Source organism: Nocardia sp. NPDC051929, assembly GCF_044548645.1.
GTDB classification, from domain to species: domain Bacteria; phylum Actinomycetota; class Actinomycetes; order Mycobacteriales; family Mycobacteriaceae; genus Nocardia; species Nocardia sichangensis.
In genome coordinates this window covers 148,905-170,032 of the sequence record NZ_JBIUCG010000020.1, presented here as the reverse complement: position 1 = coordinate 170,032, position 21,128 = coordinate 148,905, and the positions used below count along the sequence as shown (strand labels likewise).

20 protein-coding genes are annotated in these 21,128 nt (G+C 67.6%); all 20 read right to left on the bottom strand.

The features are described 5' to 3' along the window. Positions 1 to 398: 398 nt before the first annotated feature. Entirely contained in the window at positions 399 to 1,658 is a 1,260-nt protein-coding gene (gene murA / locus ACIHAX_RS26795; protein WP_355073717.1) for a UDP-N-acetylglucosamine 1-carboxyvinyltransferase, read from the bottom strand. A gap of 214 nt (positions 1,659 to 1,872) precedes the next feature. Beyond that, positions 1,873 to 2,454 (bottom strand): cob(I)yrinic acid a,c-diamide adenosyltransferase, encoded by a 582-nt coding sequence (locus ACIHAX_RS26790; protein ID WP_355073715.1) that lies wholly within the window; start codon positions 2,452 to 2,454, stop codon positions 1,873 to 1,875. A gap of 57 nt (positions 2,455 to 2,511) precedes the next feature. Further along, a complete protein-coding gene (locus ACIHAX_RS26785) occupies positions 2,512 to 2,934 on the bottom strand; it encodes a DUF2550 domain-containing protein (protein ID WP_039796346.1) in 423 nt (140 codons plus the stop codon). Between the two features lie 252 nt (positions 2,935 to 3,186). Next, positions 3,187 to 3,564 carry a F0F1 ATP synthase subunit epsilon gene (locus ACIHAX_RS26780; RefSeq protein WP_355073713.1) on the bottom strand — a complete coding sequence of 126 codons (378 nt, stop codon included), beginning with the start codon at positions 3,562 to 3,564 and terminating at the stop codon, positions 3,187 to 3,189. 6 nt (positions 3,565 to 3,570) lie between these two features. Then, positions 3,571 to 5,019 carry a F0F1 ATP synthase subunit beta gene (gene atpD / locus ACIHAX_RS26775; RefSeq protein ID WP_355073712.1) on the bottom strand — a complete coding sequence of 483 codons (1,449 nt, stop codon included), beginning with the start codon at positions 5,017 to 5,019 and terminating at the stop codon, positions 3,571 to 3,573. 79 nt (positions 5,020 to 5,098) lie between these two features. Further along, positions 5,099 to 6,070, bottom strand: coding sequence for a F0F1 ATP synthase subunit gamma (locus ACIHAX_RS26770; RefSeq protein ID WP_355073710.1), 972 nt, complete (start codon positions 6,068 to 6,070; stop codon positions 5,099 to 5,101). 126 nt (positions 6,071 to 6,196) lie between these two features. Beyond that, a complete protein-coding gene (gene atpA, locus ACIHAX_RS26765) occupies positions 6,197 to 7,834 on the bottom strand; it encodes a F0F1 ATP synthase subunit alpha (RefSeq protein ID WP_355073709.1) in 1,638 nt (545 codons plus the stop codon). A gap of 54 nt (positions 7,835 to 7,888) precedes the next feature. Further along, on the bottom strand, positions 7,889 to 8,698 hold the full coding sequence (locus ACIHAX_RS26760; RefSeq protein ID WP_355073707.1) for a F0F1 ATP synthase subunit delta: 810 nt from the start codon (positions 8,696 to 8,698) through the stop codon (positions 7,889 to 7,891). 19 nt (positions 8,699 to 8,717) lie between these two features. Next, positions 8,718 to 9,278 (bottom strand): F0F1 ATP synthase subunit B, encoded by a 561-nt coding sequence (locus ACIHAX_RS26755; protein ID WP_355073706.1) that lies wholly within the window; start codon positions 9,276 to 9,278, stop codon positions 8,718 to 8,720. Between the two features lie 5 nt (positions 9,279 to 9,283). After that, the gene (locus tag ACIHAX_RS26750; protein ID WP_039796339.1) at positions 9,284 to 9,532 is read right to left on the bottom strand and encodes an ATP synthase F0 subunit C; all 249 of its coding nucleotides are present in this window, start codon (positions 9,530 to 9,532) and stop codon (positions 9,284 to 9,286) included. 78 nt (positions 9,533 to 9,610) lie between these two features. Next, a complete protein-coding gene (gene atpB, locus ACIHAX_RS26745) occupies positions 9,611 to 10,459 on the bottom strand; it encodes a F0F1 ATP synthase subunit A (protein WP_355073704.1) in 849 nt (282 codons plus the stop codon). Between the two features lie 271 nt (positions 10,460 to 10,730). Further along, positions 10,731 to 11,186: a hypothetical protein gene (locus ACIHAX_RS26740; protein ID WP_355073702.1), complete on the bottom strand. Its 456-nt coding sequence runs from the start codon at positions 11,184 to 11,186 to the stop codon at positions 10,731 to 10,733. 11 nt (positions 11,187 to 11,197) lie between these two features. Then, positions 11,198 to 12,355 carry an MraY family glycosyltransferase gene (locus tag ACIHAX_RS26735; protein ID WP_364433039.1) on the bottom strand — a complete coding sequence of 386 codons (1,158 nt, stop codon included), beginning with the start codon at positions 12,353 to 12,355 and terminating at the stop codon, positions 11,198 to 11,200. Further along, positions 12,352 to 13,020 (bottom strand): L-threonylcarbamoyladenylate synthase, encoded by a 669-nt coding sequence (locus tag ACIHAX_RS26730; RefSeq protein WP_355073699.1) that lies wholly within the window; start codon positions 13,018 to 13,020, stop codon positions 12,352 to 12,354. The genes ACIHAX_RS26735 and ACIHAX_RS26730 overlap by 4 nt, the downstream gene beginning before the upstream one ends. Before the next feature lie 580 nt (positions 13,021 to 13,600). Then, positions 13,601 to 14,479, bottom strand: coding sequence for a peptide chain release factor N(5)-glutamine methyltransferase (prmC, locus tag ACIHAX_RS26725; RefSeq protein WP_364433044.1), 879 nt, complete (start codon positions 14,477 to 14,479; stop codon positions 13,601 to 13,603). Between the two features lie 25 nt (positions 14,480 to 14,504). Beyond that, the gene (gene prfA, locus ACIHAX_RS26720) at positions 14,505 to 15,575 is read right to left on the bottom strand and encodes a peptide chain release factor 1 (protein WP_364433046.1); all 1,071 of its coding nucleotides are present in this window, start codon (positions 15,573 to 15,575) and stop codon (positions 14,505 to 14,507) included. An 82-nt stretch (positions 15,576 to 15,657) separates the two neighbouring features. Then, complete coding sequence (rpmE, locus tag ACIHAX_RS26715) at positions 15,658 to 15,888, bottom strand: 50S ribosomal protein L31 (protein ID WP_039796334.1); 231 nt, start codon at positions 15,886 to 15,888, stop codon at positions 15,658 to 15,660. Positions 15,889 to 16,520: 632 nt separating this feature from the next. Next, a complete protein-coding gene (rho, locus tag ACIHAX_RS26710) occupies positions 16,521 to 18,686 on the bottom strand; it encodes a transcription termination factor Rho (RefSeq protein WP_397280202.1) in 2,166 nt (721 codons plus the stop codon). Positions 18,687 to 19,014: 328 nt separating this feature from the next. Further along, on the bottom strand, positions 19,015 to 19,968 hold the full coding sequence (thrB, locus tag ACIHAX_RS26705; RefSeq protein ID WP_356969432.1) for a homoserine kinase: 954 nt from the start codon (positions 19,966 to 19,968) through the stop codon (positions 19,015 to 19,017). Positions 19,969 to 19,993: 25 nt separating this feature from the next. Beyond that, positions 19,994 to 21,115: a threonine synthase gene (thrC, locus tag ACIHAX_RS26700; RefSeq protein WP_356969450.1), complete on the bottom strand. Its 1,122-nt coding sequence runs from the start codon at positions 21,113 to 21,115 to the stop codon at positions 19,994 to 19,996. Positions 21,116 to 21,128 lie beyond the last annotated feature (13 nt).

Genomic DNA, 21,128 nt, shown 5'->3' with positions numbered 1-21,128 from the left:
CTCCACACGGGGGGTGAAAAGGCCGGAACCAAAAAATATTTGGCACTGACATTCATCGACACACTATTGAGTTCTCAAAGAACACACGCACACACCATCGCCCGGTTTGAGCCGATTGATCGGTGAAGCAACTTTTCCAGCTTAGCTCAGCCGTGAACCCAGTTGCAAACTGAGGTCTCGTTCGAGCTAGTGTGACCGTCAGGCGCTCCTCGTCCTACCTCGTTTCCCTGGCCTCCCGCTCAGCGTTTCCGCTCAGCTTCTCGGCTCCGGGTCGGTGTCCGTGTCGCTCTGACTTGGAATAAGTTACGTGTCTGCGTGCACCATGTCAAATCGCCTGGTCAGCACGCATTTTCCGGAACGCTTTCGGTAACTCGCCACCGACCCGAACGCCGCGGCACTCAATCCGCGACGCCGACGCGCCTTACATCGCCACCGAGGGCCTGCAGCTGCTCGACGAAATTCGGATATCCGCGATCAATGTGGAAGACGTCGTGCACTTCGGTGGTCCCGTCGGCGACCAAGCCCGCGAGCACCAGACCCGCGCCGGCTCGAATATCCGACGACCACACCGGAGCGCTCGACAACCGCGGAATCCCACGGACCACCGCGTGGTGCCCATCGGTGCGCGCGTCGGCGCCGAGCCGGATCATCTCCTCCACGAACCGGAAGCGCGCCTCGAAGATGTTCTCGGTGATCATCGAGGTCCCGTCCGCGATCGACGCGAGCCCGATGGCCATCGGCTGCAAGTCGGTCGGGAAACCGGGGAACGGCAGGGTCGAGAAATTCACGGCGCGCGGACGCTCCGCCTGGACCACCCGGAAGCCGTCCTGCTCGAACGAAATGCGCGCACCCGCGGACCGCAGCTTGTCCAGCACCAGCGACAGGTGCTTGGGATTCACACCGGTGACGCGGATGTCGCCCAGCGTCATCGACGCGGCGATACCCCAAGTCGCGGCGACGATGCGGTCCCCGATGACGCGGTGCGTGGTGGGCTCGAGCCGTTCGACCCCCTGGATGGTGAGCACCGACGTGCCCGCGCCGCTGATCCGCGCGCCCATCCGGACGAGCATGTTGCACAGGTCGACGATGTCGGGCTCGCGCGCGGCGTTGTCGATCACCGTCTCGCCCTCGGCGAGCACCGCCGCCATGAGGATGTTCTCGGTCGCGCCGACCGAGGGGAAATCCAGGCGGATGCGCGCACCCTGCAATTCGTCGGCCTTGGCGACCACACAACCGTGCTCGATCTCGCTGGTCGCGCCGAGTAGGCGCAGACCGGCCTGGTGCATGTCCAGCGGGCGGGAGCCGATGGCGTCACCGCCGGGCAGCGCCACGACGGCGCGCTTGCACCGCGCCATCAGCGGACCGAGCACGCACACCGACGCGCGGAACTGGGTCACCGCGGGGAAGTCCGCGTGATACTTCGGTTCGGCGGGCGTGGTGATGGCGACCACTCCGCCGTCGATGGTCACGTCGCAGCCGAGACCGCGTAGGACATCACCCATCAGCGGCACGTCGAGGATGTCCGGGCAGTTCGTGATCGTGGTGGTGCCCTCGGCCAGCAGCGCAGCGGCCATCAGTTTGAGGACGCTGTTCTTGGCGCCCCCCACCGTGACCTCACCGACGAGTCGATTTCCGCCGGTAACCAAAAACCGTTCCATGCCGCCTCTCCGCGTATTCGGCGCACTGTTGGTGCAAGGATAGTTGGGGCGGCGCACTCCGGTGCCGCCTCTCCACGACTCCCCTCGCCTCCGGACGTTTTCGCCGTTGGAGCGAGTGCCGCGGGATGGGCGTACTGCGATCGACGAGGTGGTCTCGTCACCTTGCCGGCAATACCCAGTGATCGCTCGGGTACTCGCCTCGGGTGCTACGCGATCAGACGCCCGGCCGTTTCCCGCCGGGCTTCCACAGGATATCGCCGCCGGGATTGGCGACCCGGCTCAGGATGAACAGCAGATCCGAGAGGCGATTGAGGTACTTGGCCGGCAGCGCGTTGGTGTCCTCCGGATGGCACTCGATCGCCGCCCAGGCCGAGCGCTCCGCACGGCGGGCGACCGTACGCGCGGTGTGCAGCAGGGCCGCCAGCGCGGTACCGCCGGGCAGGATGAACGAATCGAGCGCAGGCAGTCCGGCGTTGAACTCATCGCACCACGCTTCGAGCCGATCGATGTAGGGCTGGGTGACCCGCAGCGGCGGGTACTTCGGCTCCGCGACCACCGGGGTGGAGAGGTCGGCCCCGGCGTCGAACAGATCGTTCTGTATCTGTCGCAGCACCGCGAGCATCGTTTCGTCCGGGCCGCCGAGGGCGATCGCGACGCCGATGGCGGCGTTCGTCTCATCGCAGTCGGCGTAGGCGACCAGGCGTGGGTCGGTCTTCGCGACCCGGGAGAAGTCGCTCAATCCCGTGGTCCCGTCATCGCCGGTCCGCGTGTAGATCCGGGTCAAATGCACGCTCACAGCACAACCCTAACGGGCGCGGCCTGCTCGGGCCGCCGATAGCCGTCGGACCGGGAACTACAGCCCCGGCATCCGCCGGGTGCGATCGGAGGGGCGGGACTCCACCCAGGAGAGGAAGGCGGTCAAAGAGTCGCGATCCAGGGCCAACTCGAAGTCGCCCGCGCGGTCGGACACCGCGATCACTGCGATGTCGTCGGTCATGATGTCGTATTCGTCGCCACGGGGGCCGCGGCGATCGCCGATCTCGATGCCCTGACGCCGGATGGTGGAATCCGGGCCGAGTTTCAGGCTGGTGAGTTTGAAGAAGACGAGACGATCCTCGTCATAGCGGATCAGGCCGTGCCGCCACCCCTGACCGCCGCGGGCGGGCAGTACGCGCAGGATCGCGGCAGTTCCGCCGCGCCGCAACATGATCAGGCGGTAAGTCGAGGCCAAGGCGAGGAACACGAGCGTTAGCACCAGAATGATCAGCAGAACCATCCCGGTTTGCAATGCCGTACGTCCCTTCGCTCCGCCGCCGTGTCGTCCACGGCATTCGATTGGCGGTGTACCAGCTTCTCGTGGTTTCGCGGGCTTTCGCCCCCGAGCCCGATGCTGACACCGCGTGCGGTCATTCAATCACGGCCCCGAGTTTACAAATGCCCCGGCCGTGTCCGACTCGCCTGAAAGACGCTGTCGGCGGTGAAGGAAGCTTCACCGCCGACAGCGATCGTTCTCGATGACAGGTTGTTGCTAGGCGTTCGCGTTCTGCTCGACCGCGCGCACCCGAGCCTGAGCGGCTCGCTGCTGCTCCTCGCTGGCGTCGGAGTCGGCCAGCACCCGGCGGGCCTCCTCGACGTCCACCTCGTCGGCGAATTCCGCCGACTCGGCGAGCACCCGAACCGAGTTCGCGGTCACCGAGAAGAAGCCGCCGTGCACCGCGGCGACGACCCGCTGACCATCGGTGTCCACGATAGCCACGGTGCCGCCCTCGACCAGCTGGCCGAGCAACGGCTCGTGCCCGGCCATGATGCCGATCTGGCCCTCGGTGGTCTGCGCGCTGACGAACGTCGCCTGGCCGGACCAGAGCAGTCGTTCGACCGCGACGAGATCGACTGACATTTCCGCCATCGGTGACTACTTTCCGAGGATCTTCTTCGCGGCCGCCTCGACATCGTCGAGACCACCGCAGCTGTTGAAGGCCTGCTCCGGGTAGTTGTCGAACTCACCCTTGCAGACGCGGTCGAAGTCGTCGATGGTCTGCTCGAGCGGCACGACCGAACCCACCTGACCGGTGAACTTCTCGGCCACGATGAAGTTCTGGCCGAGGAACTTCTCCAGACGACGGGCGCGGCCGACGAGCACCTTGTCCTCTTCGGACAGCTCGTCCATACCGAGGATGGCGATGATGTCCTGCAGTTCCTTGTACTTCTGCAGGATCCGCTTCACCTCGTTGGCCACCCGGAAGTGCCGGTCGCCGACGATCGAGGCCTCCAGGATGCGGGAGGTCGAGGTCAGCGGGTCGACGGCCGGGTAGATGCCCTTCTGCGAGATCGGGCGGGAGAGCTCGGTCGTCGCGTCGAGGTGGGCGAAGGTGGTCGCCGGAGCCGGGTCGGTGTAGTCGTCGGCGGGCACGTAGATGGCCTGCAGCGAGGTGATCGACCGACCACGGGTCGAGGTGATGCGCTCCTGCAGCTCACCCATCTCGTCGGCCAGCGTGGGCTGGTAACCGACGGCGGAGGGCATGCGGCCGAGCAGGGTCGACACCTCGGAACCGGCCTGGGTGAACCGGAAGATGTTGTCGATGAACAGCAGCACGTCCTGGTGCTGCACGTCGCGGAAGTACTCGGCCATGGTCAGGGCCGAGAGCGCGACGCGCATACGGGTGCCCGGCGGCTCGTCCATCTGTCCGAAGACGAGGGCGGTGTCCTGGAGGACGCCCATCTCCTCCATCTCCAGGCGCAGGTCGGTGCCCTCACGGGTGCGCTCGCCGACGCCGGCGAACACGGAGGTGCCGGAGAATTCCCGCGCGATACGTGTGATCATCTCCTGGATCAGAACGGTCTTGCCGACACCGGCGCCACCGAACAGACCGATCTTGCCGCCCTTCACGTACGGGGTGAGCAGGTCGATGACCTTGATGCCCGTCTCCAGGATCTCGGTCTTGCCCTCGAGCTGGTCGAACGACGGCGGCTTGCGGTGGATGCCCCACTGCTCGCCCTCGCGGCCGAGGCCGGGGGTGTCCAGGCAGTCGCCGAGGGCGTTGAAGACGTGGCCCTTGACCACGTCACCGACCGGCACCGAGATCGGCTTGCCGGTGTCGGTGACGGTGGCACCGCGGACCAGGCCGTCGGTCGGCTGCATCGAGATGGTGCGCACGATGTTGTCGCCGAGGTGCTGGGCGACCTCGAGGGTCAGGGTCTTGGCCACCGAGGTCAGGGTGATCTCGGCGTGCAGAGCGTTGAACAGCTCGGGAATGGCTCCGCGCGGGAACTCGACGTCCACGACGGGGCCGATGACCCGGACGACGCGGCCTGCGGCGCCGCCGGTCCGGCTCGTGTTGTCTTGAGTGACAGCTGCGGTCATTGGTGTTGGTTCTCTCCGTGTCGATGTGCGGCCTTCGAGGGGCCTTCTACGTGCCCGTCGCTCAGGCCGCTGGTGGCGCTCAGTCGCGGTCCGAGCTCGACGCCAGCGCGTTCACGCCGCCGACGATTTCGCTGATTTCCTGCGTGATCTGGGCTTGGCGCACCGAGTTCGCCTCGCGCTGGAGCACGCTCGCGAGTTCGTTGGCGTTGTCGGTGGCGGCCTTCATTGCGGTGCGCCGAGCCGCTGACTCGGATGCCGCTGCCTCGAGCAACGACGCGTAGATGCGCGTGTTGACGTACTTGGGCAGCAGCGCCGCCAGCAGCACATCGGCGTCGGGCTCGAATTCGTACTGCGCGTGGACGTCCGCGGTCGGTGAATCCGACACGATGTCCTCACCCAGGTCGAAGTTCTCGTCGACGTAGCTCACCTGGATCGGCGCCAACCGGCGCACCTCAGGGGTCTGCGTCAGCATCGAGACGAAGCGGGTGTACACGACGTGCAGCTCGTCGACACCGGCGATGTCACCCGTCCCGTTCGGAGCGGGCACCGCCCCGTCGGAGCCTGCCATGAAGGCGTCGACCAGGTGGTGGCACGCGGACGAAGCATCGGAGTACTTCGGCTGCTGCGAGAACCCGGTCCACGCCGACACGTACGAGCGATTGCGGAAGGCGTAGTACGTCAGGCCCTTGTTGCCCATGACGTAGAGCACCGGCTCTTTGCCTTCGTCACGCAAGGTGGTCATCAGCTCTTCCGCGCGCTTGAGCACGTTCGAGTTGTAGCCACCGCACATGCCGCTGTCACTGGTGATCACCAGCACGGCCGCCCGGCGCGGGTTGGCGCGCTCGGTCAGCAGCGGATGCGAAAGGTTCTTCGACGCGCTCGCCAGCTCGCTGAGGACCTTGGTGATCTCCTCCGCGTACGGCTTCGCGGCCGCGACCCTGGCCTGGGCCTTGGAGATGCGCGAGGTCGCGATCAGCTCTTGGGCCTTGGTGATCTTCTTGATCGAATTCACACCACGAATGCGGGAGCGCAATTCACGCAAGCTTGCCATCAGCGGTTCACACTCCCTTCATTCGCTGCGTGGGATGGGCGGCATCCGCCGGGCACGAGGTGGTCGCTGCCACCCTCGTGCCCGTCGCGCATGCCGCGGATCGAATAGCGCATTTGCCGACCCGCGTTACTTCTCGACGTGCTTGCGGGTCACCGACAGCGACTCGACCTCTTCGTGGTCGAGCTGGCCGGCTTCGGCCTCGTTGACCACGGGGGTGCCGTCGGAGGTGAGGAAGGTTCCCAAGAACTTCTTGGTCGCCGCCTCGACCTGCTCGGCCGTCTCGCCGGCGAGCACCTTGCCGCCCTCGATCGCCTTGAACACGTCGGCGGCGCTGCGGTGCAGCTCCTCGAGCAGTTCGGCGTTGAAGCGGCGGATGTCCGCGACCGGGATCGAGTCGAAGTGGCCACGGTCGACCAGGTAGATCGAGATGATCTGATCCTCGACCGGCACCGGCGAGTACTGGTCCTGCTTGAGCAGCTCGACCCAGCGGGCGCCGCGCTCGAGCTGAGCCAGCGAGGCCGCGTCCAGGTCGGAGGCGAAGGCGGAGAACGCCTCCAGCTCGCGGTACTGCGCCAGCTCGAGGCGCAGCGAACCGGCCACCTTCTTCATGCCCTTCGTCTGGGCGGCGCCACCGACACGGGAGACCGAGGTACCGACGTTGATCGCCGGGCGGACACCCTTGTTGAACAGGTCGGACTCGAGGAAGACCTGACCGTCGGTGATGGAGATGACGTTGGTCGGGATGAACGCCGAGATGTCGTTGGCCTTGGTCTCGATGATCGGCAGACCGGTCATCGAGCCCGCGCCCAGCTCGTCGGACAGCTTCGCACAACGCTCCAGCAGCCGGGAGTGCAGGTAGAAGACGTCACCCGGGTAGGCCTCGCGGCCCGGCGGGCGACGCAGCAGCAGCGAGATGGCGCGGTACGCCTCGGCCTGCTTGGTCAGGTCGTCGAACACGATGAGCACGTGCTTGCCCTGGTACATCCAGTGCTGGCCGATGGCCGAACCGGTGTAGGGGGCCAGCCACTTGAAGCCGGCGGAGTCGGAGGCCGGGGCGGCGACGATGGTGGTGTACTCCAGCGCGCCGTGCTGCTCCAGCGCGGCCTTGACGCCCGCGATGGTGGAGCCCTTCTGGCCGATGGCTACGTAGATGCAGCGCACCTGCTTGGTCGGATCGCCGGTCTCCCAGTTGGCCTTCTGGTTCAGGATCGCGTCGATGCAGACCGCGGTCTTGCCGGTCTTGCGGTCGCCGATGATCAGCTGACGCTGGCCACGGCCGATGGCGGTCAGCGCGTCGATCGCGGTGATGCCGGTGGCCAGCGGCTCCTCGACCGGCTGGCGCTCCAGCACGGTGGCGGCCTGCAGCTCGAGCACGCGCTGTTCCTCGGACTCGATCTCGCCGAGGCCGTCGATCGGCTGGCCCAGCGGGTTCACCACGCGGCCGAGGAACTTGTCGCCGACCGGAACCGAGAGCACGTCACCGGTCCTGCGGACCTCCTGGCCCTCCTCGATCTCGGCGTACTCGCCGAGGATGACCGCACCGATCTCACGGTCCTCGAGGTTCAGCGCGACGCCGAGCACGCCGCCCGGGAACTCGAGCAGCTCGTTGGCCATTGCCGAAGGCAGGCCGCTGACGTGCGCGATGCCGTCACTGGTGTCGGTGACCACACCGACTTCTTCGATGGAGGTCTCGGGGGTGTAGCTCTTGGTGTAGCTCTCGATCGCGCTACGGATCTCGTCGGAGGAGATCGTCAGCTCCGCCATGTTCTTCCTGCTCTCGCTGTCTGGGTCTGGAATGTCGGGGGTGGTGGAAGCGCGCTAGGTCAGGGCCCGGCGCAGCTTCTCCAGTCGGCCGAGTGCGCTGCCGTCGATCACGTCGTCACCGACGCGCACCACGACTCCGCTCAGCAGACTCGGGTCGACCTGGATGTGCACCGTGGTCGCCTTGCCGTAGATGCGCCGCAGCGACGCGGCCAGCCGGTCGCGCTGCTGCTCGCTGAGCCCGATCGCGGCGCGCACGTGCGCGACGATCTGATCGCGACGCGCCGCCGCGAGGTCGGCCAGCTCGTCGAAGGCGGCGCTGATGCCCGACCGCTGCCTGGTCACCACCTGCTCCGCCAGGGTCAGGGTGATGGGCTCCGTCTTACCGGCGAGCAGCCGGTTGACCAGCTCGCTCTTGGCCGAGGCCTGCTGCGACCGATCCGACAGTGCCTGCTCCAACTCGGGGTTGTCGCTGATGATCCGGCCGAGCCGGAACAGCTCGTCCTCCACCGCTTCGAGCCGGCCACGCTGGGCCGCCGACTCCAGCAACGCCTCCTGGCCGAGCAGCACCAGGGTGTCCACCAGGTCGGAGGTGCGCGACCAGTCCTGGGCCACCGCGGTGGTCAGCACTGCCAGCGTGGCAGCGCTGACCTTGCCGCCGAAGACCCGCTCGCACAGTTCCGCGCGCACGGAACCCGGCACCGACACGTCCGCGAGCGCCACACGCAGCGAACGCTGGTCGTCCAGCACGGCGACAACGGCGAACAGTTCCGAGCCCGTCGTGGCCGCAGCACTGTCGCTTCCGGTCAGAGCGGCCCGAAGCGCCTCCCGAGACCGGGCACTGGCCTCGCGGCTCGCTGCGTACATGCTTCTCACTTTCGCGTCGTTACCTTCCGACCCCGATGCCTGCGTCGGTCTGGTCGAGCTCGTCGAGGAACCGGTCGATCGAGGCGGCCTGCTTGGCCTCGTCCGAAACCGACTGCCCGATGATCTTCTCGGCCAGGTCGACGGCCGTGCGGCCGACCTCGTGGCGCAGCTCCGTCAGGATCTGCTGGCGCTGTGCTTCCAGCTGAGTGTGGCCCGCCGCGATGATGCGATCGGCTTCGGCCTGGGCCTCCGAGCGCATCTGCGCGAGGATCTCCTGGCCCTGGGTGCGCGCGTCCTCCCGGATGCGCGCGGCCTCGAGCCGGGCCTCGGCCAGCTGCTGCTGGTACTGCTGCAGGGTGAGCTGAGCTTCTTCCTGCGCGGCTTCCGCGCGAGCGATGCCGCCTTCGATCTTGTCCGAGCGCTCGTCGAGCGTCTTCATCAGGCGCGGGACCACGTACTTGTAGAACAGGGCCGCGATGATGACGACGCAGACGATCGACCAGACGATGTCGTACGTTTCGGGGATGAGAGGATTCACATCCTCTCCCTCCGCCGCCGCGAGCAAAACTGACTCGTACATCGGAATCAGAAAATGAAGCCGGCGACGAGACCGATAAGGGCGAGGGCCTCGGTGAACGCGATACCGAGGAACATGTTGGTGCGGATGGTGCCCTGCAGCTCAGGCTGACGCGCGATGCCCTCGATGGCCTTGCCGACAACGATGCCGACGCCGATGCCGGGGCCGATCGCGGCGAGACCGTAGCCGACGGCGCCCAGGCCCTTGAAGGTGCTCTCGTTCGTGGCGGCTTCCTGGGCCAGGTAAGCGAGGCTCATGAGTCTTCCATTCCCTTTCTGTTGCTCACCCGCCGGTCGGCGTGGTGTAGCAGGTTTCCGGTAGTTGTGTCGGTCAGGTCAGTGATCGGCCGCGTGCTGTGCGAGTCCGATGTATACGGCGGTCAGCAGCGCAAACACGTAGGCCTGCAGGAAGATGACCAACAGCTCGAAGAGCGTGAATCCGAGTCCCGCGACCAGCGAGAACGGCGAGAACACCTTCATCCACGAGGTGGCGTCGAACAGGAAGAACCAGGTCGCGCTGAAGAACAGCACCAGCATGATGTGGCCGGCCAGCATGTTCGCCATGAGTCGGACGGTCAGCGTGAACGGACGCAGGATGAAGGTCGAGACGAACTCGATCGGAATCAGCAGCACATGCAGCGCGGGGGGAACGTTCGGAACGACGATGCTGCTGCGCATGTAGTTGAAGAAGCCGTACTTCCTGATACCGACGTAGTTGAACGCCAGGTACGCGATGACGGCCAGCACCAGCGGCATGCCGATTCGGGCGTTCGACGAGATGTTCAACCCCGGAACGACACCCGAGAAGTTCAGAAAGAGGACCGTGAAGAAGATCGTCGCGATCAGCGGGAAGAACTTCCGTCCCGTTTCCTTGCCGAGGACCTCGTCGCAGATCTGCTCTTTGACGAAGACCAGGCCGATTTCGGCGACATTCTGCAGGCCGCGCGGAACGATCCGGGGCGAGCGGAATGCCAGCACCATCACGACCGAGAGAACAGCCGTCATCAGAATGCGGATCAGCATCAATCGATCGAGTTCGAACGGCGTTCCCTCGAACAGCACAGCTGGAGGGAAGAAGTCGGTAAGCGACGGCGCGTGGAACTCGGCCGCCAGAGTGGTGACGCTCAGCGTTCTCTCCCGTGTTCGGGCCGCGGGTACGGTCATTCCCGCGGTTCGATCGGACATTGACGATCAATTTGGGTCGACTCAGGTCGGCTCGAAGTTCGTCAGCAGCTGTGCGGTGGTTCGAAATCCACCAGGCGTCTGTACGTGTGTCGGCGACATTCGTCGACATGCAGAACCGGAACACCCCTCGGAGCCCGGCACGGCAGTAAGCATAGCGGCCCATGCAGGGGATCTCGGCGGTGACCCCTCACTGATCCCCGACTTGGTCGCTTGCTTACCAACACTTTACCAAGTCATCTACGACAGCGTGTAGGGGGTGGGGGGTTTTTCGTTACTGGCGGGTATCGGACGTGGGTTCCGAGTCGGTCGTCGTCACGTACGGAACCTTCTGCCGGACAACGCCGTACGTCTCCGCACCGAGCACGATCACCAGGGCGCCGACCACGGTGAGGAACAACACGACCCGGTCGTAGAAGTCGAATCGGTGCAGGATCCCGACGACGATCAGCGCCACCAGGACCTTCCCCACCCAGCTGACCAGCATGACCAGCCCCGCGGTGCTCGGCGGCAGTTTCGCGCCGAACAGCACCACGGCCGCGGTGGTGAGGATGAAGCCGCCGCCGATCGCGGCGCCGAGCACCGCGCCCCACACGCCGGCGACACCCGAGACGGCCGCGCCCAGCGCGACCGACAGGACCACCAGCACGCCCAAGCCGATCAGTCCGTAGCGCAGCGCGGACCGCAGCGGCGCGTCGGGGCCGGGGACGGGTTCGGGTGTGAAGCTCACAGTCGCCGACTTTACCCGGACGCCGATCCGTCGCCCGCCGGGTCCCCACGCCGCAGCCCCGGAATAGCGGTGATCACCAAAGCGAAAACCAGCCCGCCCGCCATCAGCAACACGACCAGCCTGCGATCCATCAGCGAGGTGCCGACCGCGCCGAACGCGAGCACACCGACCCACAAATAGATCAACAACACCACGCGGCGATGGGAATGGCCGATCTGCAGCAAGCGATGATGCAAGTGCATTTTGTCCGGCGTCGAGAAACTGACGCCCGCGCGAACCCGTCGCACAATGGCGAGCAACAGGTCCAGCACCGGAATGAACATCACCGCGCCGACCAGCAACAGCGGAGAAAGCAGACCGACGATGTCGCGCGGACCGTATCCCTGCAGGGGGATTCGCCCCGAGGCGCCGGTCGAGACCGCGGCCAGCATCAACCCGATCAACATCGAACCGGAGTCGCCCATGAATATGCGCGCGGGCTGGAAATTGTGCGGCAGGAATCCGAGGCAGCCACCCGCGAGCGCGGCGGCCAGCAACGCGGGCGGGTAGGTGTCGACCGAGCCGCCCTGCTCGTTCATCAGACCGAGGCAGAACGCGAAAACCGCCAGCGCGGCGATCAGCCCCAAGCCCGCCGCGAGGCCGTCCAAGCCGTCGACGAAGTTCATGGCGTTGACCAGGGTGACGGTGACCGCGACCGTAACGAGCCCGCCCTGCAATCCGTCCAGCACCACCGTGGTGTTGCTGAACGGGTTGTAGATCACATACCAGCCCAATCCCATGACGGCCATCACGCCCGCCGCCGTCACCTGGCCCGCGAACTTCGTCAGCGCGTCGAGTCCCCAGCGGTCGTCGACGATGCCGACCAGCACGATGATCGTGGCAGCCACCAGCACGGCGATCGGGATGTTGGGTTTGTAGTCGAAGCCGCTGCGCAGCGCGGGCAGCTGGTGGGCGAACAGCACCGCGGCGACCACACCGATGTACATGCCGACGCCGCCCATCCGCGGAATCGGCTTGACGTGCACGTCCCGGTCACGCGGCACGGCCACCGCGCCGAAGCCGATCGCCAGCACCCGCACCCCACCGGTGGCCAGGAACGTCACCACCGCGGAGATGAGCAGCACGACGAGCAGCTCCCGGAGCGGGACGACGGCGCTCGAACCCATCATCCGAGCTGCGCGGCGCCGCTGAGCGCTTCCGGCGACATGCCGAGCACCTCGGCGATGTCGGCGACGGGCACCGCGCCCACGCGCAGGATGCGCGGCTGATCGGCGGTCAGGTCGACGATGGTGGAGGCGACCGCGTGTTCGGCCGGGCCGCCGTCCAGATAGACGCCGACCAGATCGCCGAGTTGATCGCGTGCCTCGGCGGCGGTCTTCGCCGGCGGCTGCCCGGACACGTTGGCGCTGGACACCGCCAGCGGGCCGACCTCGCGCAACAGTTCGAGCGCGACCGGGTGCAGCGGCATCCGCAACATCACCGTCCCGCGGGTGTCGCCGAGATCCCACGCGAGCGAAGGCGCTTGCTGCACAACCAGACTCAGGCCGCCGGGCCAGAACGCCCGGATCAGCTCGCGCGCCTGCGGGCGCACCGAGAACACCAGGCCGTCGATGGTGTGCCAGGACCCGACGAGCACCGGCACCGGCATGTCCCTGCCGCGGCGCTTGGCCGCGAGCAACGAGCTCACCGCGGTCGAATCGAACGCGTCGGCGCCCAGCCCGTACAGGGTGTCGGTGGGCAGCACGACCAGACGTCCGGATTTCAGGGCGCTGGTGGCTGCGGACAGTCCCGCGGCGCGCGAGTCGGGATCCGCGCAGTCGTAGACGGTACTCACGGCAACCATCCTGGCATGCTCCCCCGCCTCTCCGCGTATTCAGGCCGTACTAGTGGGGTGAAACGAGAGTTGCGTTCAGGTCTTGCGTCGGGTGCCGAGCGAGTTCTGGGCGTGCCCGGCGAGTTACCCACGTGCTTACGAAATCAGTCGTCACGTGGGATGCGGCGGCTGTCGCCGCGCACCGGGAGCATCCTCGAGGCGACTTTGCGGCTCGGTGCAATACGCGGCGCGCTCGCGATCGTCTCGAGTGCGGGCCTTGCAGTTGGCCAGCTCTACAGTGCCGCGCACGCCATAGTCGCCGAGTGCAAATCCCTCCGTTCGGCAGCGCACAGTGCCGTGCGGAGGCCGCGCCGATCCGTTGAGCCCAGTTCCCGGCATAGCGAACGATCGCGAATCGTCCCGCGCACGCCAGTGCGGCCGGAAAAGTCTCGGATCGCGCAGGGCATCGTCGTTGCTTCATCCGGCGGCACGTCGTCAGACGACGCTGTCATCAGAGGAATGGACGTGGTCGGCATCACAGGAGCCGGGCAAGACCACACGAATTCGGTGCCCCACGCGAGGAACCGCGCGGAAGACTCCCTCACGTGTGGGTGGCGGCGACGAAGCGGGGTTTGCCTGCCAAGTCGGGGTGTTCGACGACGTCGGTGAAGGCGCCGGTGGCGGTGAGGAGGGCGGCTACGCCGGAGCCGTTGGTGTCGTCGTGCTCGATGGCGGTGGCGCCGCCTGGGCGCAGCAGCCGGGCGATGTTCGGGATCATGCCGCGTATTACCGACAATCCGTCCGGGCCGCCGAACAAGGCGACGGACGGATCGTGCTCGGCCACTTCGGGGTCGAGACCTGCGCCCTCGGGGATGTAGGGCGGGTTGGACACGACGATGTCCACCCGGCCGTTCAGGTCGGTGAGCAGGCCGGGATCGGTGGCGTCGTCGGCGTAGAGGGTGATCGGGGTATCGCCCGCGGCGATCCGGTCGTCGGCGTTGCGCCGGGCCCAGACCTGCGCGGCGGGATCGAGTTCCACGGCGTGCACTTCGGCGTCGGGGCGCGCGTGCGCGAGGGCCAGTGCGAGCGCGCCCGATCCGGTGCACAGGTCGACGACGATCGGCGTGTGATCGTGCGGCAGCGCCTCCAACTGCGCCAGCGCCCAGGCGTACAGCAACTCGGTCTCCGGGCGCGGCACGAAGACGCCGGGGCCCACCGCGAGATCGAGCGCACCCATCACGGCCGTTCCAGTCAAGTGCTGCAACGGGATTCGCCGTGCCCGGCGGGCGACCAACTCGCGGTACTCGTCCAACTTGCCGGGCGGGACGAGCGGCGTCAGCACCAGCCTTGTCCGCTCCACGCCGAGGACGTGCGCGGCGAGATGTTCGGCGTCGGCCCGCGGGCTGTGCACCCCGGCGATCCGTAACGTCTCGATGGCGTCGTTGATGACGGGGCGCAGCGCTACTCGGCTCGTGGACATGACACCGACTCTGCCCGAAGGACGATCATTCCGCGGCCATACGCGCTTCGCGATCCGCCTTCCCCAGAGCGTCGAGCAGCGCGTCGAGTTCCCCGTCCAGCACGGCGTCGAGGTTATGCGCCTTGAAGCCGATCCGATGGTCGGTGATCCGGTTCTCCGGGAAGTTGTAGGTGCGGATGCGCTCGGAGCGGTCCACCGTGCGGATCTGGCTGGCGCGGCCCGCCGCGGCCTCCTGATCGGCCTGTTCTTCCGCCAGTGCCTGCAAACGCGCCGCGAGGACCTGCATGGCGCGCGCCTTGTTCTGCAGCTGGGAACGCTCGTTCTGGCAGGTGACCACGATGCCGGAAGGCAGGTGGGTGATGCGCACCGCGGAGTCGGTGGTGTTGACGCCCTGACCCCCCTTGCCGGAGGAGCGGTACACGTCGATGCGGAGATCGGACTCGTCGATCTGCACTTCTTCGATCTCGTCGGGTTCCGGGTAGATCAGCACGCCCGCCGCCGAGGTGTGGATGCGGCCCTGCGATTCGGTCACCGGGACGCGCTGCACCCGGTGCACACCGCCCTCGAACTTGAATCGCGACCAGACACCGTCGCGCGCCGCGTCGCGGCTCTTGATCGACAGCGTCGCCTCTTTGTATCCGCCCAGGTCCGACAGGGCGGCGTCGAGGATCTCGACCTTCCAGCCGTGGCGCTCGGCATACCGCACGTACATGCGGGCCAGGTCGGCGGCGAACAACGCGGACTCCTCGCCGCCTTCGCCGGACTTGACCTCGAGCACGACGTCGTCGCCGTCGTGCGGGTCGCGCGGGGCCAGCAGGTCGGCGAGGGCCTGTTCCAGTTCCTCGACCTGTTGTTCCAGATCCGGGACCTCCGCGGCGAACGCGGCGTCGTCGGCGGCGAGTTCCCGCGCGGCGGACAAGTCGCCGCGGGCCGTCTCGAGCTTGCGATAGGTGGCCATGACCGGGGCCAGCTCGGCGAATCGCTTGCCGACCCGGCGCGCGGCGCCCGCATCGTTGTGCAGCGACGGATCGGACAGCTGCGTCTCCAAGCCGGCGTACTCGGCCAGAATGTCGTCGATGGCGGACGGTTGCGTCACAGTGCTTCCTTCTCCTGGTAGCTGTCCATACAAAAACACCGACGCCCGGCCTGCGGGGCAGGACCGGGCGTCGGCGAGGAAGCTACTTGGCGTCGGCCTTCTTGCCGGCACGCTTGCCGTAACGAGCCTCGAAGCGGGCCACGCGGCCACCGGTGTCGAGGATCTTCTGCTTGCCGGTGTAGAACGGGTGGCACTGCGAGCAGACCTCGACGGTGATGTGTCCCGACTCCTTGGTGCTGCGAGTCTGGAAGGTGTTGCCGCAACCACAGACGACCGTGGTGTCGACATACGTCGGGTGAATTCCTGCCTTCATGGATGTCCTCTCGATTGTGGTCGCCGGGTCGCCCGCGCGAACGCGAAGCGTGAACCGGAACCGACTAGGCGGGAGCTCTGCTCACCTGAGCAGACGCAACGACCGTTCAGTATGCCAGAACTGCCGTTACGCTCCCAAAACGCCCCTGGCGAGTGGTTTGTTCCCACCCCAGGTACTCCCCCATCGTTCGCGCCCCCGGAAGTCCGGGCACGCGAATCCGCGCCACCTCCTGGACCCTGAAGTCGGGTAGTCCGCTACTCACGAATGTGAACGAATTCGTTCATAGAGTGGCAGACCTGGTGCACATCGGCGTGCCGAGACAGGAAGGAGACCCCGTGAACGTCCGGATCGCGGCCGCGATTTTCGTTCTGCTGTTTCTCTCGGTGGCCGTCGGTGTATCCGCGCTCCCCGCGAACCCGAACTATCCCGCGCCGAAGAACGCCGTGTACGTCCACACCTCGGAATCCGCCGCCCCCGATCCCGACGTCGGGCCCTGCGCGCTGATCATCGCTCTCCTCATCGGCGGCGCGGCCACGGTCGGCCTCGTATTCTTCGCTCCCCGGACGCCGAAAGGGTCCCGCATCAGCGGGACCCTTTCGGCCGTTGTCACGGCGCCGACCTGGCGCCGCTACTCACTCGTCGAGCGCGCCCGGCGCGGTCTTGCTCACCTGCATCAAGAACTCGAGGTTGTTCTTGGACTTCTTCAGACGGTCGATCAGCAGATCGATCGCCTGGTGCGAGTCCAGGCCGGACAGTACGCGGCGCAGCTTGTGCAGTACCCCCGCCTCGTCGGGGCTGAGCAGTAGCTCGTCCTTGCGGGTACCGGACGGGTTGACGTCCACCGCCGGGAACACCCGCCGCTCCGCGATCTTGCGGTCCAGCTTGAGCTCGGCGTTACCGGTGCCCTTGAACTCCTCGAAGATCACCGTGTCACCGGTCGAACCGGTCTCCACCATGGCGGTGGCGATGATCGTCAGCGAGCCGCCGTTCTCGATGTTGCGGGCCGCGCCGAGGAACCGCTTGGGCGGGTACAGCGCGGTGGAATCCACACCACCGGAGAGGATTCGGCCCGAGGCGGGCGAGGAGTTGTTGTACGCGCGCCCGAGCCGGGTGATCGAGTCGAGCAGCACGACGACGTCCTTGCCCATCTCCACCAGGCGCTTGGCGCGCTCGATGGCGAGTTCGGCGACCGAGGTGTGATCCGACGGCGGACGGTCGAAGGTCGAGGCGATGACCTCGCCCTTCACCGAGCGCTGCATGTCGGTGACCTCTTCCGGACGCTCGTCGACCAGCACCACCATCAGGTAGCACTCGGGGTTGTTGGTCGCGATCGCGTTCGCGATGTCCTGCAGGATCGTGGTCTTACCGGCCTTCGGCGGCGACACGATCAGGGCGCGCTGGCCCTTGCCGATCGGCATGATCAGGTCGATCACCCGGGTGGTCAGCTTGTTCTGCTGGGTCTCCAGCCGCAGGCGCTGGTTCGGGTACAGCGGGGTGAGCTTGCCGAATTCGGGACGGCGCTTGGCCGCCTCGACGTCGCCGCCGTTGACCGTGTCCAGCCGCACCAGCGGATCGAACTTCTGGCGCTGGTTGGACTGTTCGCCGTCGCGGGGGGCGCGCACCGCGCCGGTGATCGCGTCACCGCGGCGCAGGCCGTTCTTGCGGACCAGGTTCATCGACACGTAGACGTCGTTCGGCCCGGCCAGGTAACCCGAGGTGCGGACGAAGGCGTAGTTGTCCAGCACATCGAGGATGCCCGCGACCGGCTGGAGGACGTCGTCCTCGCGGATCTCGAGCTCGCGGGTCTCGCCGCCACCGCCGCCGCCGTCGCGGTCACGCCCACGACGACGCTCCCGGAAGCGGCGTCCGCGCCGTCCGCGACCGCCCTCTTCGTCGTCGCCGCCGCGGCCACCCGCGCTGCCGTTCTGGCTCTGCTGGCCACGCTCGCCCTGGCCGCGGTCGCTCTGCCGCTCACCCTGGCCGCGGTCGCTCTGCCGCTCACCCTGGCCGCGGTCGCTCTGCCGCTCACCCTGGCCGCGGTCGCTCTGCCGCTCGCCCTGGCCGCGGTCGCTCTGCCGCTCACCCTGGCCACGCTCACCCTGGCCACGGTCGCTCTGGCCGCGGTCGCGGCGGCGCTCGCCACCTTGCTCGGCGTCCTGCTTCGGTTCCTCGGTACGCGTCTCGGCCTGCGCGGTATCGGTCGCGGATCGCGCCTGGTCACGGCCGCGCCGCTGCCGACCGCGGCCACGCTGGCCGCTGTCTCGGCCGGACTCGCTGTCTCGGCCGGACTCCTCGGTGGTCTCGGTCGCCGTGGACGACGCCGCCTCGACGGCGGGCGCGGAATCGGCGGGGGCCGTCTTCGCCGGGGCGGGAGCCTCGCTGGGCGCGGCCGAAGCCGCGGGCGTCACGTCGAGGGTCGCCTGCTCGGCCTTGGCCGGCGCCTGCTCAGCGGGAGCGGCGGTCTTCGCGGGGGCACCGGCCTTCGCGGGGGCGTCGGCCTTCGCGGTTGCCGCGGACTTGGCCTCGCTCTTGGCGGGCTTCTCCGCCTTCGCCGCCTTGCCCGCGGCCTGATTTTCCTTGATGGCGGCGATCAGATCGCCCTTGCGCATCCCGGAGGTGCCTCGGATACCGAGTTCCCCCGCGAGCGCACGCAACTGCGGCAACAACATTCCAGTCAGCCCCGATCGTGCGACGTCGGTGTGTTCGCTCATCTTCGAAATCTGTCCGGATTCACTATCGCGCTCGCCCGTCGGGTTCGATTCCACGCCGGGTGTCGCGAGCAGGTCCGTATCTGTCACGGAAATCCTTTCCTTCCCTCGATCGCCGTGTGCTGTTTCGAGGGTTCGTCCCGCAGCCCGGGCATTCTGCCGGACTGGGATGCGTCCGTCCGGGCGCTGTGTGCCGTATCACCTGCCCCGCCGGACCGGCGGCTTCTCCACCATTGGTGAAAGGTGGGGAGAGATCATTCCAGTTGCGCAGCTACGCAGCACCCCCATGGCCTGGAGGCTCGAGCCTGGAGCCTGCTGGAGCGATTGCCCTGATGAAGCACCGGCGTCTGATGCGCACGATGTACGGACCTGCCCAGAATAGCTGTCCATTGCGAATCTCGGCAAGACAGACTCGCCGTCAGTCGATCAGGACGCCTTCGGCGATTCCCGGCTCCACTACGCGCAAGCCGTCGGCTGCCGCCAGTTCGCGGAGTTCCGCGGGAAATTCGCTGGTCCCCAGGGCCAGGATGGTCGGTCCCGCCCCGGAGACGGTGGCCGCGATGCCCGCCGTGCGCAGGCGCGTGATCCAGGCGGTGGTCAGCGGTAGCGCGGGCGCACGCTGGGCCTGGTGCAGGCGGTCCGCGGTGGCGGGCAGCAGCAGGTCGGGACGCTGGGTGAGCGCCACCACGGCCAGCGCGGCGCGGCTGACGTTGAACGCCGCGTCGCCGTGCGGCACGACGTCGGGCAGCAGGCCGCGGGTGTGCGCGGTGGACGAGCGCTCCTCCGGGATCAGCACGACCGGGCGCAGTGCCGAATGCGCCTCCAGCCGCACCGCGCGGTAGACGCGACCGTGGTATTCCGTGCCCGGGGCCTCGTCGGCGGGGCGATCGCTCTCGGTCCACGAGACCACGATCCCGCCGAGCACGCTGGCCGCCGCGTTGTCCGGATGCCCCTCGAATTCCGCTGCCAGCTGCACCAATCGGTCGGCAGGCGTGGCCGGCGCCGAGTCCAGCTTCGCGGCGAGGGCGCACCCGGCGGCAAGTCCGCCGACCACCGCCGAGGCCGAGGACCCGAGGCCGCGCGAATGCGGAATCACGTTGCGGCACACCACATCGAGGCCGTCGGCCCACACCCCGGCCGACTCCAGGCCGCGCTCGATCGCGCGGACCACGAGATGCGAAGGGCCCCAAGGCACATCGTCGGCGCCCTCACCCTCGACCCGGATGGTGAGCCCGGAATCGGTAGTGCGCACCTGGATTTCGTCGTAGATCCCCAATGCCATACCGAGCGAGTCGAACCCGGGACCGAGGTTCGCGGTGGACGCGGGCACCCGGGCGGTCACGGTCAGACCGGCGGGCAGCGTCGCGCTCATGACCTGGCTGTCGCGCGAATTCAACTCAGGCCAGCTCTAATTCGGCGGCGACCGCGACCGGATCGACCGAGATCGGCTGCACCTTGGGCATGCCCGACAGCGCGGTGTCGGGGTCCTTGAGACCGTTGCCGGTCACGGTGCACACCACGGTGAGCCCGGCATCCAGCCAGCCCTCCTTGCGTGCGGCGAGCACACCGGCCACGCTGGCCGCCGACGCGGGCTCGACGAACACGCCCTCGGTCGCCGCGACCAGGCGGTACGCGTCGAGGATCTCCTCGTCGGTGGCGGCGCGGAAAGCGCCGCCGGACTGCTCCTTGGCCTCGACCGCGCCGTTCCAGGAGGCGGGCGCGCCGATCCGGATCGCGGTGGCGATGGTCTCGGGATCCTTCACCGGGGCGCCGTTGACCAGCGGGGCCGCGCCCGCCGCCTGCACGCCGAGCATGCGCGGCAGCCCGCCGGTGACGCCGTCGGCGTAGTACTCCCGGTAGCCACGCCAGTAGGCGGTGATGTTGCCCGCGTTGCCGACGGGAAGGGCGTGCACGTCGGGGGCCTTGCCGAGCACGTCGCAGATCTCGAAGGACGCTGTCTTCTGGCCCTCGATGCGGGCCGGGTTCACCGAGTTCACCAGTCCGATGCTGGGGAAGTCAGCGGTGACCTTGCGGGCGAGTTCGAGGCAGTCGTCGAAGTTGCCCTGCACCTGGATGATCTTCGCGCCGAGCATCACGGCCTGGGCCAGCTTGCCCATCGCGATCTTGCCCTGCGGAATCAGCACGGCGCAGCTCATGCCCGCGCGGGTGGCGTACGCCGCGGCGGATGCCGAAGTGTTGCCGGTGGACGCGCACAGCACCGCCTTCTGGCCGCGGTACTTGGCGTCGGTCATCGCCATCGTCATGCCGCGGTCTTTGAACGAGCCGGTCGGGTTCAGGCCCTCGACCTTCAGGTAGACCTCGCAACCGGTGATCTCGGACAGGTGCGGCGCGGGCACCAGCGGCGTTCCGCCCTCGTACAGCGTGACCGGCTCCCAGTCGGCCGCGCCGGCGAGCCGGTCGCGGTAGGCCGCGATCAGGCCCGGCCAGCGGGAGTGCACCCCTGCCTGTGGCGCGACGCCGGTCGTGTGCCCGCCCGTCTCCCGGCCGCCGCCCCTCATGGAGTCGTTGCGC

Coding starts and splice junctions, on each gene's coding strand:
- ACIHAX_RS26780 (WP_355073713.1), bottom strand. CDS start 3,564: ATGGCGGAAATGTCAGTCGATCTCGTCGCGGTCGAACGACTGCTCTGG.
- atpB (WP_355073704.1), bottom strand. CDS start 10,459: ATGTCCGATCGAACCGCGGGAATGACCGTACCCGCGGCCCGAACACGG.
- thrC (WP_356969450.1), bottom strand. CDS start 21,115: ATGAGGGGCGGCGGCCGGGAGACGGGCGGGCACACGACCGGCGTCGCG.
- thrB (WP_356969432.1), bottom strand. CDS start 19,968: ATGAGCGCGACGCTGCCCGCCGGTCTGACCGTGACCGCCCGGGTGCCC.
- ACIHAX_RS26750 (WP_039796339.1), bottom strand. CDS start 9,532: ATGAGCCTCGCTTACCTGGCCCAGGAAGCCGCCACGAACGAGAGCACC.
- ACIHAX_RS26785 (WP_039796346.1), bottom strand. CDS start 2,934: ATGGTTCTGCTGATCATTCTGGTGCTAACGCTCGTGTTCCTCGCCTTG.
- rpmE (WP_039796334.1), bottom strand. CDS start 15,888: ATGAAGGCAGGAATTCACCCGACGTATGTCGACACCACGGTCGTCTGT.
- prmC (WP_364433044.1), bottom strand. CDS start 14,479: ATGTCCACGAGCCGAGTAGCGCTGCGCCCCGTCATCAACGACGCCATC.
- ACIHAX_RS26770 (WP_355073710.1), bottom strand. CDS start 6,070: ATGGCAAGCTTGCGTGAATTGCGCTCCCGCATTCGTGGTGTGAATTCG.
- atpD (WP_355073712.1), bottom strand. CDS start 5,019: ATGACCGCAGCTGTCACTCAAGACAACACGAGCCGGACCGGCGGCGCC.
- atpA (WP_355073709.1), bottom strand. CDS start 7,834: ATGGCGGAGCTGACGATCTCCTCCGACGAGATCCGTAGCGCGATCGAG.
- ACIHAX_RS26735 (WP_364433039.1), bottom strand. CDS start 12,355: ATGATGGGTTCGAGCGCCGTCGTCCCGCTCCGGGAGCTGCTCGTCGTG.
- ACIHAX_RS26760 (WP_355073707.1), bottom strand. CDS start 8,698: ATGTACGCAGCGAGCCGCGAGGCCAGTGCCCGGTCTCGGGAGGCGCTT.
- ACIHAX_RS26755 (WP_355073706.1), bottom strand. CDS start 9,278: ATGTACGAGTCAGTTTTGCTCGCGGCGGCGGAGGGAGAGGATGTGAAT.
- murA (WP_355073717.1), bottom strand. CDS start 1,658: ATGGAACGGTTTTTGGTTACCGGCGGAAATCGACTCGTCGGTGAGGTC.